The sequence below is a fragment of the Amycolatopsis sp. CA-211722 genome (genome assembly GCF_056828465.1).
Genome location: NZ_CP184752.1, coordinates 7,732,928 through 7,747,919, shown reverse-complemented (window position 1 = coordinate 7,747,919; position 14,992 = coordinate 7,732,928). Strand labels below are relative to the sequence as shown.

The window sequence follows — 14,992 nt, the reverse complement described above, 5'->3', positions numbered from 1 at the left end:
GCCGTCAACCGCGGTGGGCGACCGTGTAGCGCACGGTCTGCGCGAGCACCACGCTCCCGTCGTGCTCGCGGAGCGGTTCGAGCTCCGCGAGCACGGCCTGGCGCACGGCGTCGAGGCGGTCTTCCGGGACCAGCTCCCAGAACATCCGCTGGCCGTGCGACCAGGACCAGGTGATCCAGTGCCCGGGGTCGGCGAACTTCACCGGATAGACGCGTTCCACGGACGTGGCACCGGTGAAACCCGCCGACTCGACGGCCTGGCCGAATCCTTCGATGGTGGCGAACAGGCCCGACCTGATGGCCAGAGTCCAAGCCAGCTCCGGCGGGACGAACGGTTTGAACACCTCCCGCACGGCCGCCCACCGGGGATCGTCGGCGCCGAACGTGGTGACGCCCAGCCTGCCGCCGGGCGCGAGGAGGCGATGCCAGGACCGCAGGCCGGCGAGCGGATCAGGCAGGAAGAACACCACGAACGACGCGAGGACGGCGTCGAAGGCGGCGTCGTCCAGTGTCGGTTCTTGGGCGTCCATGAGGGAAACCGTGGCGTTGGCGCCGCGCTCCTCGATGTCCTTCGCGGTGCGGGCGACCATTTCCGCGGAGAGGTCGATCCCCAGTACCGAGCCCTCCGGGCCGACCCGTTCGGCCGCCGGGAACAGGACCGCGCCCCGGCCGCAGCCGACGTCCAGCACGCGTTCGCCGGGGGCGAGCCCGACCCGGTCGAGCAGTTCCGTGGCGAACGCGCCGAAGAAGTCGACGCCGAGCGCGTCGTAGGTCTCCGCCGTCCGGTCGAACAGCCGCGCCATCGCCTGCCGGGTGTAAGCGCTCATGCGCAGGACGATGGCCCGGCGAAAACGGTGTTGTCAAACGGATGCGGGAATTTGTCACGCCGCTTCGAGCGATGGTGCCCGGTACTCGTCCCGGGATGCCGGTTTTTCGCGTCGGGCCGGTCGTGTGTGTTGCGAAAGCCACTTTCGCAACGTTGAAGGTTGCGAAAGTGGCTTTCGCAACACGCGCGCTCACGAGGTTCAGCGCTGGCGACTTCTCGTGCTCAGCTGGACGACACGCGTGCTCGACGAGGTCCAGCACCGATACCGGCGGTTTCGCGTGATCGAACGGACGACACGCGTGACTGGACGGACGACACGAGCGTGGCCGGGACACGCCGAGAGTCGTCCGTTCAATCACGCGTGTCGTCCAGCTGATCACGCCTCAAGAGAAGGCGCGGGAGACCTGCGAAAGCACGATGAGCCCGCAGACGAACAGGTTCTTGTACTTGTGGTCCACCAGGATGGCCACGAATTCGCGAAGGGTGGCGCTCGGCCAGAAGTACCAGGCCGTCGGCGATCCGATGACCTGCCCGTTCACCTTCGCGCGGCGGGCGATGAGGGCGGCGCGGAGCACGTGGAAGTTGTTCGTGACCACCGTGCAGCGGTAGTCCGCTTTCCGCCGCGCCATGATCTCGGCGCTGAAGGTGAGGTTCTCGAACGTCGTCCGCGAGCGGTCTTCGAGGAGGATCCGCTCCTCCGGCAGCCCGTTCTCGGCCAGGTAACCGGCCATGGCGTGGGACTCCGGGAGGTCCTCGTCGGGTCCTTGCCCGCCCGAGGTGACCACCATCGGCTCCCGGCCGCGCCGGGCTTCGGCGTCGACGACGCGTTTGGCCCGGTTCAGGCGGCCCGCCAGCAGCGGCGGCACCCGGTGCCCGTCGAGCAGACCGGAACCCAGCACCACCACGAAATCGATGCCCTTTTCGGTGCGGATACGGCCGTAGACGATCGAGTACAGGAGAAAACAGACGAACAGGAACGAGAAGTAGACGACGAGTCCGTTCAGGATGCCCCGGACGATGTCGAGAGGCTCCCAGGCGAGCTGCGTGACCGTCGCGTTGAAGACGATCAGCGCGCAGATGCCCACACCCGTGAGCAGCGAAAGGACGTTGGCCAGCCGCCGCCCCTCGCGGCGCAGCATGGTGATCCCGTTGCAGATCAGGAAGATCGTCAGCGCGAGAACCGTCGGGATGATCATCAGGATCACGCCGACCGCGACGAAACCCGCCGCCTCGGGGGAAACCGAGGCGAGCAGCGCGATGAACGTCACGCCGAGGAACAGCAACGCGAAGAAGAGATAGAAGCCGTTCCGCAGCCGGCGCCGGTCGCGAAGGAAGCTCACGAGGAACGCCGCACAGCACAAGGCCGCGATGGCGAAGGGGATGGCAGCGGCCTTCACGAGAACTCCAGCTTGAGGACGATGCGGGCACTCGGGTGTCGGCACGCGGCGGCATTCAAACACACGACGGAGCCGCCGAAGGCGACCTCTCGTTGGTGTGTCGCCTTTCCTGACCCGAGTGAGTCACCGTGCCCGCTGCACCGGCCGCTCGTCCCACACCGGTTCCGCGGTTTCGCGCACGTGCCCGTCCGAGCCGAACACGAGATACCGGTCGAAGGATCGCGCGAACCACCGATCGTGTGTCACCGCGATCGTAGTGCCCTCGTAGGCTTCCAGCGCCTGCTGCAGGGCTTCCGCCGAGGCGAGGTCGAGGTTGTCGGTCGGCTCGTCCAGGAGCAGGATCGTCGCGCCGCCGATCTCCAGCAGCAGGATCTGGAACCGCGCCTGCTGACCGCCGGACAGCTTCTCGAACCGCTGGTCGCCCTGGCCGTCGAGCTCGTAGCGGCGCAGGATGTTCATCGCGGGCCCGCGGCTTCGCGCGTACCCGGTCCAGAGGATGTCGACGAGTGTGTGCCCGAGCAGTTCGGGATGGGCGTGCGTCTGGGCGAAATGTCCGGGGACGACGCGGGCACCGAGTTTCCACAGTCCGTCGTGCGCGACGTCCTCGCCCGCCAGCAGCCGCAGGAAATGGGATTTGCCGGAGCCGTTCGAGCCGAGCACCGCGACCCGCTCGCCGTAGAAGACCTCCAGATCGAAGGGCTTCATCAGGCCGCGGAGTTCGAGGCCTTCGCAGGTGACGGCGCGGACACCGGTCCGGCCGCCGCGCAGGCGCATCGTGATCTTCTGCTCGCGTGGGGGAGCGGCGGGCGCTCCGGCCTCCTCGAACTTCCGCAACCGTGTCTGCGCGGCGTGATAGCGCGAAGCCATCTCGTCGCTGCGCGCGGCGTACTGCCGCATGTCGGCCACGAGTTTCTTGAGCTGGGCGTGCTTTTCGTCCCACCGACGGCGGAGTTCCTCGAAGCGCTCGAACCGTTCCGCGCGGGCCTGGTGGTAGCTGTCGAAGCCGCCGCCGTGCACCCAGACGTCGCCGCCGGCGGGCCCCGGTTCGACGCTGATGATCTTGTTCGCCGCCCGGGCGAGGAGTTCCCGGTCGTGCGAAACGAACAGCACGGTCTTCTGGGTCTCGCGCAGCCGCTCTTCCAGCCACTGTTTTCCGGGGACGTCGAGGTAGTTGTCCGGTTCGTCGAGCAGGAGGACACCGGACCCGCCGAGAAGCAGCGCCTCCAGCACCAGCCGCTTCTGCTCGCCACCTGACAGCGTGCGCACCTCGCGCCAGCGTGCCTTCTCGTAGGGCACGTTGAGGGCCGCCGTCGTGCACTTGTCCCAAACGACTTCGGCTTCGTAGCCGCGAGCGTCGCCCCAGTCGCCGAGCGCCTGCGCGTACGCCATCTGGTTCGCTTCGTCGTCGCGTTCCATCAAGGCTAGTTCGGTCTCGTCGACCGCGCGGGCGGCGGCGCGGAGCGCTTCCGGAGACACCGACACGAGCAGATCCCGCACTGTCCGTTCGTCGCGCACGGAACCGACGAACTGGGGCATCACCCCGAGCCCGCCGCTGATGGTCACCGATCCACTGGTGGGGGAGAGCTCCCCCGAGATCAGCCGCAGCAAGGTCGTCTTTCCCGCCCCGTTGGCGCCGACGAGCGCGCAGACGCTGCCCTCCCCGACCCGGAACGAGACGTCGTCGAGGAGCAGTCGCCCGTCGGGCAGGTGGTACTCGACGTGCGCGACCTCGACGTGACCCATTCCGACAGACTGCCCGCGTCGTCGGGAGTCACGCAACGCAATAACTCCGGTAGGGTCGGTGACGTGGAGCGAACCTACTTCGGCGTGCGGCTCAAGCTGATGCTTGCGCTGTTCCTGCCCGAGTTGTTCGTCGTGCTCCCGGCCCTCGGCGGGATCAACCCGCTGAGCCTGGCCACCGCGCTGACGGCGTCGATCGCGGTCGCGAACCCGCTCGGCCTCGCCGCCGCCCTGACCGCGTCCCTCGCCGCCGTCCTGCTCGCGCTGGCCGCGCACTTCCGCCTGGAACCGGCGGCCGCCGCGATGCGGGTGCGCGCCATCAGCCTGCGCGAACGCGCGCAGCTGTTCTTGAGCTTGCGCGACCCCGACGCGCGTGGCCGCGTGCGGCCCCGGGCTCCGTCACCGGGCATCGCGACTGCCTGACCTTCCGTCCGAGGGTGAGGCAGTCACTCCTGCCCACACACCCTCGACCGACGGAGTGACCTGGTCATGTTCGATGTCCTGCTGTACCCCGTTTCCGCCATTCTCTGGTTCTGGCACAAGGTTTTCGGCGCCGTTTCGAGTCCCGACTCGGGCGTCGCCTGGGTGCTGTCCATCGTGTTCCTCGTTTTCACCCTGCGCCTGTTGCTGGTCAAACCCGCCCTCGGCGCCTTGCGCGCGGGCCGTCGCATGCAGGCGCTCGCGCCGCGGATGCGGGAGATCAAGGAGAAGTACGGCAAGGATCGACGGCGGATGACGGAAGAGATCCAGAAACTGCATGCCGAAACCGGCGCGAACCCGCTGGGCGGTTGTCTCCCGGCACTGATCCAGGTGCCGGTGTTCCTGTCCCTGTATTGGGTTTTGCGGGATTTCACGCCCGGAGCGCAGTCGAACCACGTCTTCGACGCCGCCGGGGTGCGGTCGTTCTTGAACGCCGACCTCTTCGGCGCGAAGCTCGGCAACTGGCTTTCGCAGCCGGCGGCGGAGCTGGCCGCGTTCGGCACCGATCACGTCCACATGATCGCCGTCGGGGTGCCGCTGATGGTGATCGCGAGCCTGGCGACGTTCTTCTCGATGCGCTCGGGACTCGCGCGGCAGACCGCGACCGCCCCCGAGGCGGCGGGGATCACCAAGCTGATGATGTACCTGGCACCGGTCGGCATGCTGGTCTCGGGAGCGTTCTTCCCGGTCCCGATCGGGGTGCTGCTGTACTTCCTGGCCACCAACGTGTGGACGCTGGGACAGCAGCACTTCCTCACCAAGATCGTCGACCGGGAGGAGATCAGCCGCTGACCGACGATCGGCGGGCGGCCACCGAGTATCGAACCGCCTTGCGGAGTCCGGGCAGGACGGTGTCGACGTGCGCCGCCAGCGCTTTGACGGCTTTCCGGTTCGCGCGATTCTCCTTCGAGGTGAAGACCGTGCGGACGTCACCTTCGTACGACAGCATGGCGAGGACCGCGTTCTCGATCGGGACGGCGGCGGGGTCTTCGCCGCTCAGCACCACGTCGCGGATCGGCTCACGCAGCGCCCGCGCCTGGTGCGGTTCGGTCAGCGTGATGTCGTGAACCGGGAAGATGCCCAGGGCCCGGCGCTTGCCGACCCTGATCGTCCCGGAAGCGGCGAGCTGGTCTCGGACGAGGTTCTCGGCCTTGTGCCAGTCGCGGTCGATCAGGGCGAACCAGCGGCGCGGCTTGTCTTCAGGAGCGTCCTCCAGCACTTTCGCGAGGAAGAGGTCACCCGGAGTGAGGCCTGCCGCGGCCGTGCGCGCGGCCTTGCCGTCGCGATCGGCGAGAAGACCCGCGATGACCAGCTCGGCCACCGCGGCCGCCCGCAGGAGCGTGCCTCGTACCAGGGCACTGGTGGGGTCGAGCCGGTTCTTCTCGGTGTCGTAGCCGAGCAGGTACATCCGCTGGGGCAGTGACTCGGTCATTTCGTCCTCCCACGGGCCCGTCGGGAGCGAGTATCAGGGCGAAGAACTGTTCGGTACCGGCGTGTCGGGCAAAGCCCGATGGGGAATCATTGCGCTCGCCCGGGAACTGTTCCCGGGCGGGTGGGTGTTCCCGGCGCCGTCCGGCGCCGGGAACGCGTTCGCAGATGACGCCCCGTGATCGACGCGGTGTCCTCGGCCAGTGCCGACGGCTCGCCCTCGAACACCACCGTCCCGCCGTCGGCTCCCGCGCCCGGCCCGATGTCGATGACGTGGTCGGCGTGCGCGATCACGCGTTGGTCGTGTTCGATCAGGACGAGCGTCGCGCCGCCGTCGACGAGTTCGTCGCAGAGGGCCAGCAACCGGTCGACGTCGCTGCCGTGCAGCCCGGCGGTGGGTTCGTCGAGGATCAGGCGCAGTTCGTCCGCAGGGCCGGCGTCGGCGAGCCGGCGGGCGAGCAGCAGCCGTTGCCGTTCGCCGCCGGAGAACGTGTCGAGGCTTTGGCCGATGGTCAGGTAGCCGAGCCCGACCCGGTCCAGCCAGCGCAACCGCTGAGCGATCGCGGGATGCTCGCCGAAGAGCGCGGCGGCGTCCGCCGGGTTCATCGCCAGGACGTCGGCGATGGTCCGCCCGGTCAAGCGCGCGGCGAGCGCGTCCGGGTTGAACCGGGTGCCGCCGCAAGCGTCGCAGCCGGTCTGGACGTCGTCGAGGAACGCCAGGTCGGTGATGATGACGCCCTTTCCCTTGCAGACCGGGCACGCGCCGCGGCCGTTGGCACTGAACCACGATGGATGCCTTCCCGTCGCCTTCCCGAACGCCTCGCGGACGGGTTCGGCGACGCCCAGCACCGTGGCCGGTGTGGACCTGATCCCGCCGCGCAACGGGGCCTGGTCGACGACGACGAAATCGGGGTGCTGCAGCGGGAGTTCGCCCGTGATCAGGCTGCTCTTGCCGGAACCGGCGACACCCGAGACGACGGTCAGCACGCCGAGCGGCACGTCGACGGTGACGTCCCGCAGATTGTGCCCGCGGGCGCCGGAGATCGTCACGGTCCCTCGCGGGGCGCGGGTCCGATCCCGGAACCGAAGCGGGGTACCGAGCATCCGCCCGGTCTCGGTACCTGCCGCGATGAGATCACCGGGGCGGCCTTCGAACTGGACGCGTCCGCCGCCGTCACCGCCGCCGGGGCCGAGATCGATGACGTGATCCGCGGCCGCGATGACCGCTGGATGGTGCTCGACCACCAGGATCGTGTTGTGCGCGTCGCGGAGCTTGGCCAGCAGTCCGAGGAGGCGGTGCACGTCGTGCGGGTGCAGGCCGGTGCTGGGCTCGTCGAACACGTAGCAGACGTCGCTGAGCGCGCTCCCGAGATGGCGGACGATCTTCACGCGCTGGGCTTCGCCGCCGGACAGCGTCCTCGACTCCCTGGACAGGCTGAGGTAGCCGAGGCCGACCGAGTCCAGCGCGTCGAGGCGTTCGCGGATCGCCCGCAGCAGGGGCGCCACCGACGGATCGGACACTTTCGCGACGACGTCCCGCAATTCGCCGACCGGTAGCGCGGACCAGTCCGCGATGGAGCGTCCGTCGATCAGGCTGCCGCGCGCCGCCTCGGACAGGCGGGTTCCCTCGCACTCCGGGCAGACGCCACGCGTGACGACTCCGGCGAGTCCCTCCCGCTCCTCGGTAGTGAGCCGCGAGGGCGTCTTGCGCAGGTACGTGTCTCGCAGCCGCGGGACGATCCCGTCGAAGAGGCCGTGCTTGGGGTAGTCGTCGCCCGGATCGTCGAGAGGCAGCCCCTCGGCGTGCAGCAAAGTCTCGACCTTGGCGGGCGGCAACCGTTCCAACGGGACATCGGGGTCGACGAGTCCGGAGTGGACGAGCCGCTTCCACCGGTAGGTCCCGGGGGCGAACGTCGGGAAGCGCACGGCGCCGTCGCGCAGGCTCCGAGAGCGGTCGAGGAGCCGGTCGAGATCGATTTCGTCGACCACACCGAGCCCCTCGCAGCGCGGGCACATCCCGGCCGGATCGTTGAACGAATAGGCGGGCGAGAATCCGGCGTTCGGTTCGCCGAGGCGCGAGAACAGCAGGCGGAGCAAGGGTGCGATGTCGCTCGCCGTGCCCACGGTGGACCGCGCGTTGCCGGTGAACCGCCGCTGATCGACGATCGTGGTGAAGACCAGCCCGTCGATCCGGTCGACGTCGGCGGGTGGGTGCTGGGGCAGCCGGTTCCGCACGAAGGCGGGGTAGCTCCCGGTGACCAGGCGTTCGGCCTCGGCCGCGATCGTGTCGAAGGCCAGCGACGACTTCCCGGATCCGGACACGCCGGTGAACACGGTCAGCCGGTGCTTCGGCACCCGCACCGAGACGTCGCGGAGGTTGTGCGTCCGGGCGCCTTCCACGGTGATCCACCGGCCCCGGTCTGCTCGAACTTTCGCCATGAACCGAGACTACGATGAGATGTGGCCGGTTTTCGGCCACAATTACGGGAGGCGTCGTGACGGCACCACGGGAACGGATGCTGCGGCTGTTGTCGCTCCTGCAGTCCGGCCGGGCGTGGCCGGCCGCCGAGCTCGCTACGGCCATGGAAGTCCCGCCGCGCACTCTTCGCCGGGACATCGACCACCTTCGCGGTCTGGGATATCCCGTGGAGAGCAGCCGCGGCCCGGGCGGCAACTACCGGCTCGTCGCCGGAACGGCGCTGCCGCCGCTGATGCTGGAACACGACGAGGCGATCGCCACCGTGCTCGGGTTGCGGCTCGCCGCGGCGGGTGGCACCGGCGTCGACCTGACCGCCGAATCGGCCGACCGCGCCGCCGCGAAACTCCGGCGCGTCCTTCCCGCGGCCTTGCGCAGGCGGACCGACGAAATGCTCGCCGCGGTCGAGTTCGGGAGCGGTGACCAGCCGCGGGTCACCCAGGACGTCCTGAACCTCCTCGCCGCGGCGATCGCGGCCCGCCGATGCCTCGAGTTCGCGTACACGGCGAAGGACGGCCCGTCGTCACGGACGGTCGAGCCGATGCGCCTGGTCCAGCTCGGCAGGAGGTGGTACCTGTACGCGTGGGACCTCGGCAGGCGGGATTGGCGGAGCTTCCGTCTCGACCGGATCGCCGGGCCGAGGACGACGGAGGTGGCGTTCGAGCCGCGTGAACTCCCGGTCGACGACGTCGCGGCTCATCTCCAGGAACGCTTTCACAGCCCGAAATCGCTCCGGATCACGCTGACGCTGGACGTCGGTGCCGACGAGGCCGCGGCCCGGCTGCATCGGATGGACGGGAGTTTCGAGACCCTGGGCGACGACAGCTGTCGATATGTCGCGTACGTCGATTCCTTCGAGTGGCTGGCGGTCGTCCTTCTGCTCACCGACATCGGGTTCACGGTGGAGGAGCCGGCGGAATTCGGCGAATACCTCGCGCGGACGGGGGAGCGGCTGCTGCGAGGGACCACTCGCCTCGTGAGTGGCAAGGACCACTAGCGCCAACCGTGCCCTGAGTACCTACTGGGAACGCAGGTGCGGCGGCGTGCGTAAGGGCGTAACTCGCGTGATCAGGCGCGTAACTCGCGTGATCAGGCGCGTAACTCGCGTGTCTGGAAGCGGCACTCACGAGTTACGCCGTTGATCACGCGAGTTACGCCGCTGATCACGCGAGTGCGGTGCCACGGGCCTCGTGAGTGGTTAGGACGGTTAGAACCGTCCTAACCACTCACGAGGGGTGGGGCCACTGCTGGCCGCGCGTCCAGGAGTCCAGCACCATCAGGGTCTTCGTGCCCGTCACCTGGTGATGCCGCCGGATCTCGTCGATGGTGCGCTGCAGGTGGCCCATGTCCCGCACCCGCAGCCAGACGAGCGCGTCGGGGTCGCCGGCGATGGTGAACACCGCCTGGGCTTCCGGCATCCTGGTGGTGGTGCGGACGATCTCGCCGACCTTGGTGGTCCCGGTGAACCGCAGTTCGGTGAACGCCTCGATGCCCCAGCCGAGTTTGGCGTGGTCGATCTGGACGGTGTAGCCGACGATGACACCGTTCTCCTGCATGCGGTCGATCCGGCGTTTGACGGCCGCGGTCGACAGCGTGACGCGGGCCCCGATGTCGCCCAGCGTGCGCCGGGCGTCCTCCCGCAGCAGTTCGAGGATCTCGCGATCGGTCTCGTCGATGAGCTGGTCCGCCATGGGCCAGGATGGTACGCAGACGCAACGGATATCGGCCAGCGGAGAAGATGGGCCGGATTTTTTGCGTGCGGGGTGCCAATAGACTGCCGCCTGTTGCGGCGGCCCGCGAGGTCGGGTCTCCTGTCGTGACGTCGCGCGGGGGTGCCGAAGGAGGCAGGTCTGGTGGAGCAGTTCACGTTGGAGGACCGGTATCTGCGGGAGGACGGCACCGTCTACCTCAGCGGCGTCCAGGCCCTGGTCCGGATGCTGTTCGACCGGGTACGGCACGACCGCGCCGCCGGGGCGTCGCCCGCCGTGTTCGTCTCCGGCTACGAGGGATCCCCGCTGGCCGGGTACGACCTCGAACTCGGCCGCCGCTCCGTCCTGCTCGAAAAGCACGACGTCGTGCACCGCCCCGGCCTGAACGAGGAGCTCGCCGCGACGGCGGTCATGGGCAGCCAGCTCACCGCGTCGGTCGGCTCGTCGCGCGGCGTCACCGGGTTCTGGTACGGCAAGGCACCCGGGCTGGACCGGGCGACCGACGCCCTGCGGCACGCCAATCTCGCGGGCACCGACCCGGCCGGTGGTGCGGTGGCGCTGGTCGGCGACGATCCGAACGCCAAGTCCTCCTCGGTGCCGTGCGCCTCCGAGCTCGCACTGGCCGACCTGGCGATGCCGGTGTTCTTCCCGGCCGATTCCCAGGACGTGCTGGACTTCGGCCTGCACGCGGTGGAGCTGTCCAGGGCGAGCGGGCTGTGGTCGTCGATGAAACTCGTGGCGAACGTGGCCGACGCCGCGAGCACCGCCCACGTCCATCCGCGCTGGACCGCGCCGGAACTCGCCCTGCCCGCGTACCGGCACAAGCCCACCTCCCGGCTGCTCGGCACCACCTTGATGGCGCTCGAACGCAGCCTGTACACCGAACGTCTGCCGCTGGCCGTGGACTACGTGCGCGCGAGCGGCGTCAACCGGATCGTCCAGGAAGGACCGGCGGATCGCGTCGGCATCGTCACCGCCGGAAAGTCCTATTTGGACTTGATGCAGGCACTGCGGCTGCTCGGCCTGGACGCCGAAGCGTTGTCCCGGCACGGCATCCGGATCCTCAAACTCGGCGTCATCCACCCACTCGAACCGTCGATCGTCCGCCGGTTCGCGGACGGCCTGAGCGAGATCGTCGTGGTGGAGGAAAAGCGTTCCTTCGTCGAATCGGCGATCAAGGAGGTGCTGTACGGCACCGCCGGCGCGCCGGCCGTGTACGGCAAGACCGGCCCCGACGGCCGCGTCCTGTGCACCGAACTCGGTGAGCTCGACCCGGACGCGATCGCCAGGGTGCTGGCCGCGCGGTTGGGCGACCACCACGAGATCCCGTCGGTGATCGCGTGGCGGCAACGACGCCGTCGTGAGCGCATCTCGGTGCCGTTGCTGACCAGGACGCCGTACTTCTGCTCCGGCTGCCCGCACAACTCGTCGACCAAGGTGCCCGAGGGAACCGTGGTCGGCGGCGGGATCGGCTGCCACGCCATGGCGCTGTTCATGGAACCGGAACAGGTCGGGGACGTGGTCGGCCTGACCCAGATGGGCGGCGAGGGCGCGCAGTGGCTCGGGATGGAGCCGTTCGTCGACGCCTCGCATTTCGTGCAGAACATCGGCGACGGCACGTTCACCCATTCCGGCAGTCTCGCCGTCCGGGCGGCGGTGGCCGCCGGGGTGAACATCACCTACAAGATCCTCTACAACGCGACCGTCGCGATGACCGGCGGTCAGGACGCCGTCGGCGGGCTCTCGGTGGACCGGCTGGCGTCGCTGCTGCTGGTCGAAGGCGTCGCGAAGGTGGTCATCACCAGTGACGAGCCGAAGCGGCTCCGCGGCGTGCGCCTGCCCGACGGCGTCGAGATCCGGCACCGCGACGAATTGCTGGCCACACAAGAGGAACTGGCCCGCGTTCCCGGGGTCACCGTGCTCATCCACGACCAGGAATGCGCCGCCGAGAAACGCCGCAAACGCCGTCGCGGCAAGCTGGAGACCCCGGCGGCCAAGGTCGTGATCAACGAGCGGGTGTGCGAGGGCTGCGGTGACTGCGGCGAGAAGTCGAACTGCCTGTCCGTGCAGCCGGTCAGCACGGAGTTCGGCCGCAAGACCGCGATCCACCAGTCGTCGTGCAACGTGGACTACTCGTGCCTGGCCGGGGATTGCCCGTCGTTCATGACGGTGGTGCCCACCGGACGCAAACACCGGGCGCGGCTCGCGGAGATCACGGCGGCCGAGCTGCCGGAGCCCGAGGCCACCGGCACCGACTTCACGGTGCGGATCACCGGCGTCGGCGGGACCGGCGTGGTCACCGTCGCGCAGATCCTCGCCACGGCCGCCGTGATCGAGGGCAAGCAGGTCCGGACGCTGGATCAGACCGGGCTCGCGCAGAAGGGCGGCGCCGTCGTCTCGGATCTGAAGATCACCGCCGAGCCGAAGCCGCAGGCCCCGAAACTCGCGGCCGGGGAATGCGATCTGTACCTGGCCTGCGACGTCCTCGTCGGCGCGGACCCCGCGCATCTGACGGTGACGGACCCCGGCCGGACCACGGCCGTGGTCTCCACGACCGAGGTGCCGACCGGCCGGATGGTCGTCGACACCACCGTCTCGTTCCCCGACGCGGCGGCGGTGCGGGGCGCGATCTCCGACAGCGCGGCGCGGACGGTGGCCCTCGACGCGCGGGCGCTGGCGGAAACCCTGTTCGACGACGACCAGTTCGCCAACATCCTCCAGCTCGGCGCCGCTCACCAGACCGGCGCGATCCCGCTGGACGCGGCCAGTGTGGAGCGCGCGATCGAACTCAACGGGGTCGCCGTCGCGGGCAACCTCCAGGCTTTCCGGCGCGGCAGGCAGCTCGTCGCCGACCCCGGCAAGCTGCACGCCGCGATCGCTCCGCCCACCGTCGCCGCGACCCCCGCCCCGTCGGCCGCCGCGCTGCGTGCCCGCGCGCTCGTCCATGCCGAGCCGGGGACGGAACTCGCGCGGCTGCTGGACATCCGCGTGCCGGAACTCGTCCAGTACCAGAACGCGCGTTACGCGCGGGAGTACGCCGAGTTCGTCGAACGCGTCCGGGTCCTGGAAGGGGATTCGACCGCCGTCACCGAGGCGGTGGCGCGAAATCTGCACAAACTGATGGCCTACAAGGACGAGTACGAGGTCGCGCGGCTCTCGCTCGATCCCGCCGTGCTCGCCGGGATCGAGGCGGAGTTCGGCGTCGGCAGCCACTACGCCTATCGTCTGCACCCGCCCGTGCTCCGCGCGCTGGGAATGAAGCGGAAGGTCGCACTGGGCCCGAAGTTCCGCCCGGTGTTCGTCGCACTGCGCGCCGCGCGGAAGCTGCGAGGCACCCGCTGGGACCCGTTCGGCAGGGCACACGTCCGGAAGGTGGAACGGGAACTCGTCGGGCAGTACCGGGAAACGATCCTCGCCGCTTTCGGCGCCGAGGACGCGGACCGGGGCAGGCTCCTGGCCCTGGCCGAGCTGCCCGATCTGGTCCGCGGCTACGAGGACGTCAAACTGGCCAACGTCGAGGCTTACCGGCGGGAACAGTCCGCGCTCCTCGCCGAACTCACGCAGGGGGAGCGGCTCGGCGCGAGCACCTGACGACCGGAATTTTGTCGCCTGGCACGCTTTTTTTGTACTTCCGGACGACGTTTTCGGTGACGGGTCCGTCGGATCGTCCGAGTGCACTACTGTCGCTCTGGGGTCCGCGCATGACACACCACTGATCGGGATCGGGGAGTCATCGTGATGAGGAATCGTGCGCCCATGGCGCGAAGACGGGTCATTTCGCTGGTGGCGGCACTTGTCGTGGTCACCGGCGCGGGGACGGGGACCGCGCAGGCCACGCCGGTGGGGCCGGTGGATCTCGGTACGTTGCCCGGGGACGACGAGAGCACGGTCCTGGCGGTCAACGAGGCGGGGGAGATGGTCGGGCTGTCGCTGGCGGGCCCGGCCCCGAAGCGCAGCCATCCGGTCCGCTGGAACGCCGCCGGGCAGATCATGGCGCTGCCCACGCCGGGCGGCACCGAGGGGCAGGTCCGTGCCATCAACGCTCTCGGGGTGTCCGCCGGTCACGTACTGACCGCGACCACCGCCGTGCCTGCCCGCTGGGACGCCGCGGGCCAGGCGACCCTGCTGCGGCTTCCGCCCGGCCACCACAACGCCACGGCGTGGGCGATCAGCGACACCAACGTCGTCGTCGGGAACTGGCTGACGCCGGACGGCCAGTTCCACGGGTTCCGCTGGGACCCGGATGGCGTGGCCACCGACCTCGGGACGTTGCCGGGCGAGACCTGGAGCATGGCCGAAAGCATCTCCGCCGACGGCACCATCGTCGTCGGCAGCGCCGTGCGCGCCGCGGCGAACCACGCCGTGCGGTGGGTGAACGGCGGACCGATCAGCGAACTGGCACCCCTGGGCGTGAGCAGCGGGGCGAGCCGGATCAACGAGGACGGCGTGGCCGCCGGAGTCCTCCGCGAGACCGGCGGCGGACCCCCGGTCCCGGCGAAGTGGGACCGGGACGGCGTGCTCCATCCGCTGTCCTGGCCCAGCCCTCACTCGGTCTGGATCCACGGGATCGGCTCCACCGGTTACGTGGTCGGCTCGGGCTATCTGAACCCGCCTCGCCGATCGGCCCTGGTCTGGGATCTCGACGGCGGCGTCACCGTACTGGCCGACGACGGTCTCGGCGCCGACGCCGAGTCGGTCAACGCCCACGGCACCGTGGCGGGCACTTTCCGGAGCAAGGCGACGGTCTGGTTCCTGGACGGGGAACGCAGGCAGCTCGGCACGCTGCCCGGCGGCACCCGCGCGCAGGGGTACCGGATCACCGACAACGGCCGGGTGGTCGGAACCGCCGCCGACGCCGCCGGAAAGTCCCGCGCGGTGTACTGGACTCTCGGCTAGCGTCCGGGTCGCGCCGGTCCGGTGCGCATGTCGCGAAAGCC

Annotated in this window: 11 protein-coding genes; 5 read left to right on the top strand and 6 right to left on the bottom strand. The window is 69.5% G+C overall.

Translation table 11 applies throughout. The annotated features are described in order from the left end of the window. Window positions 1–4 precede the first annotated feature (4 nt). The 3 genes from ACOCEP_RS35530 to ACOCEP_RS35520 form a co-directional block, all read right to left on the bottom strand. The gene (locus tag ACOCEP_RS35530) at window positions 5–826 is read right to left on the bottom strand and encodes a class I SAM-dependent methyltransferase (protein WP_482333909.1); all 822 of its coding nucleotides are present in this window, start codon (window positions 824–826) and stop codon (window positions 5–7) included. A 382-nt stretch (window positions 827–1,208) separates the two neighbouring features. Next, the gene (locus ACOCEP_RS35525) at window positions 1,209–2,222 is read right to left on the bottom strand and encodes a YdcF family protein (protein ID WP_482333907.1); all 1,014 of its coding nucleotides are present in this window, start codon (window positions 2,220–2,222) and stop codon (window positions 1,209–1,211) included. A gap of 123 nt (window positions 2,223–2,345) precedes the next feature. Further along, window positions 2,346–3,965, bottom strand: coding sequence for an ABC-F family ATP-binding cassette domain-containing protein (locus ACOCEP_RS35520; protein WP_482333905.1), 1,620 nt, complete (start codon window positions 3,963–3,965; stop codon window positions 2,346–2,348). 63 nt (window positions 3,966–4,028) lie between these two features. On the opposite strand from ACOCEP_RS35520, the gene ACOCEP_RS35515 reads away from it, so the two are divergent. Next, window positions 4,029–4,385 (top strand): DUF6412 domain-containing protein, encoded by a 357-nt coding sequence (locus ACOCEP_RS35515; RefSeq protein ID WP_482333903.1) that lies wholly within the window; start codon window positions 4,029–4,031, stop codon window positions 4,383–4,385. A gap of 66 nt (window positions 4,386–4,451) precedes the next feature. Then, a complete protein-coding gene (yidC, locus tag ACOCEP_RS35510; protein ID WP_482333902.1) occupies window positions 4,452–5,234 on the top strand; it encodes a membrane protein insertase YidC in 783 nt (260 codons plus the stop codon). On the opposite strand, the gene ACOCEP_RS35505 is transcribed toward yidC, so the two are convergent. Together ACOCEP_RS35505 and ACOCEP_RS35500 are read right to left on the bottom strand one after the other, a co-directional pair. Then, complete coding sequence (locus ACOCEP_RS35505) at window positions 5,224–5,874, bottom strand: GOLPH3/VPS74 family protein (protein ID WP_482333901.1); 651 nt, start codon at window positions 5,872–5,874, stop codon at window positions 5,224–5,226. The two genes, yidC and ACOCEP_RS35505, sit on opposite strands and share 11 nt — an antisense overlap. 86 nt (window positions 5,875–5,960) lie before the next feature. Beyond that, complete coding sequence (locus ACOCEP_RS35500; protein WP_482333899.1) at window positions 5,961–8,309, bottom strand: excinuclease ABC subunit UvrA; 2,349 nt, start codon at window positions 8,307–8,309, stop codon at window positions 5,961–5,963. A gap of 56 nt (window positions 8,310–8,365) precedes the next feature. Between ACOCEP_RS35500 and ACOCEP_RS35495 the strand changes: the two genes are divergently transcribed. Next, window positions 8,366–9,343, top strand: coding sequence for a helix-turn-helix transcriptional regulator (locus ACOCEP_RS35495; RefSeq protein ID WP_482333897.1), 978 nt, complete (start codon window positions 8,366–8,368; stop codon window positions 9,341–9,343). A gap of 229 nt (window positions 9,344–9,572) precedes the next feature. Here ACOCEP_RS35495 and ACOCEP_RS35490 read toward each other — a convergent pair whose 3' ends face one another. Beyond that, window positions 9,573–10,037 carry an Lrp/AsnC family transcriptional regulator gene (locus ACOCEP_RS35490; protein WP_038512105.1) on the bottom strand — a complete coding sequence of 155 codons (465 nt, stop codon included), beginning with the start codon at window positions 10,035–10,037 and terminating at the stop codon, window positions 9,573–9,575. A gap of 162 nt (window positions 10,038–10,199) precedes the next feature. On the opposite strand from ACOCEP_RS35490, the gene ACOCEP_RS35485 reads away from it, so the two are divergent. Together ACOCEP_RS35485 and ACOCEP_RS35480 are read left to right on the top strand one after the other, a co-directional pair. Beyond that, a complete protein-coding gene (locus ACOCEP_RS35485) occupies window positions 10,200–13,646 on the top strand; it encodes an indolepyruvate ferredoxin oxidoreductase family protein (protein WP_482333895.1) in 3,447 nt (1,148 codons plus the stop codon). A 165-nt stretch (window positions 13,647–13,811) separates the two neighbouring features. After that, complete coding sequence (locus ACOCEP_RS35480; protein ID WP_482333893.1) at window positions 13,812–14,951, top strand: HAF repeat-containing protein; 1,140 nt, start codon at window positions 13,812–13,814, stop codon at window positions 14,949–14,951. Window positions 14,952–14,992: the final 41 nt, after the last annotated feature.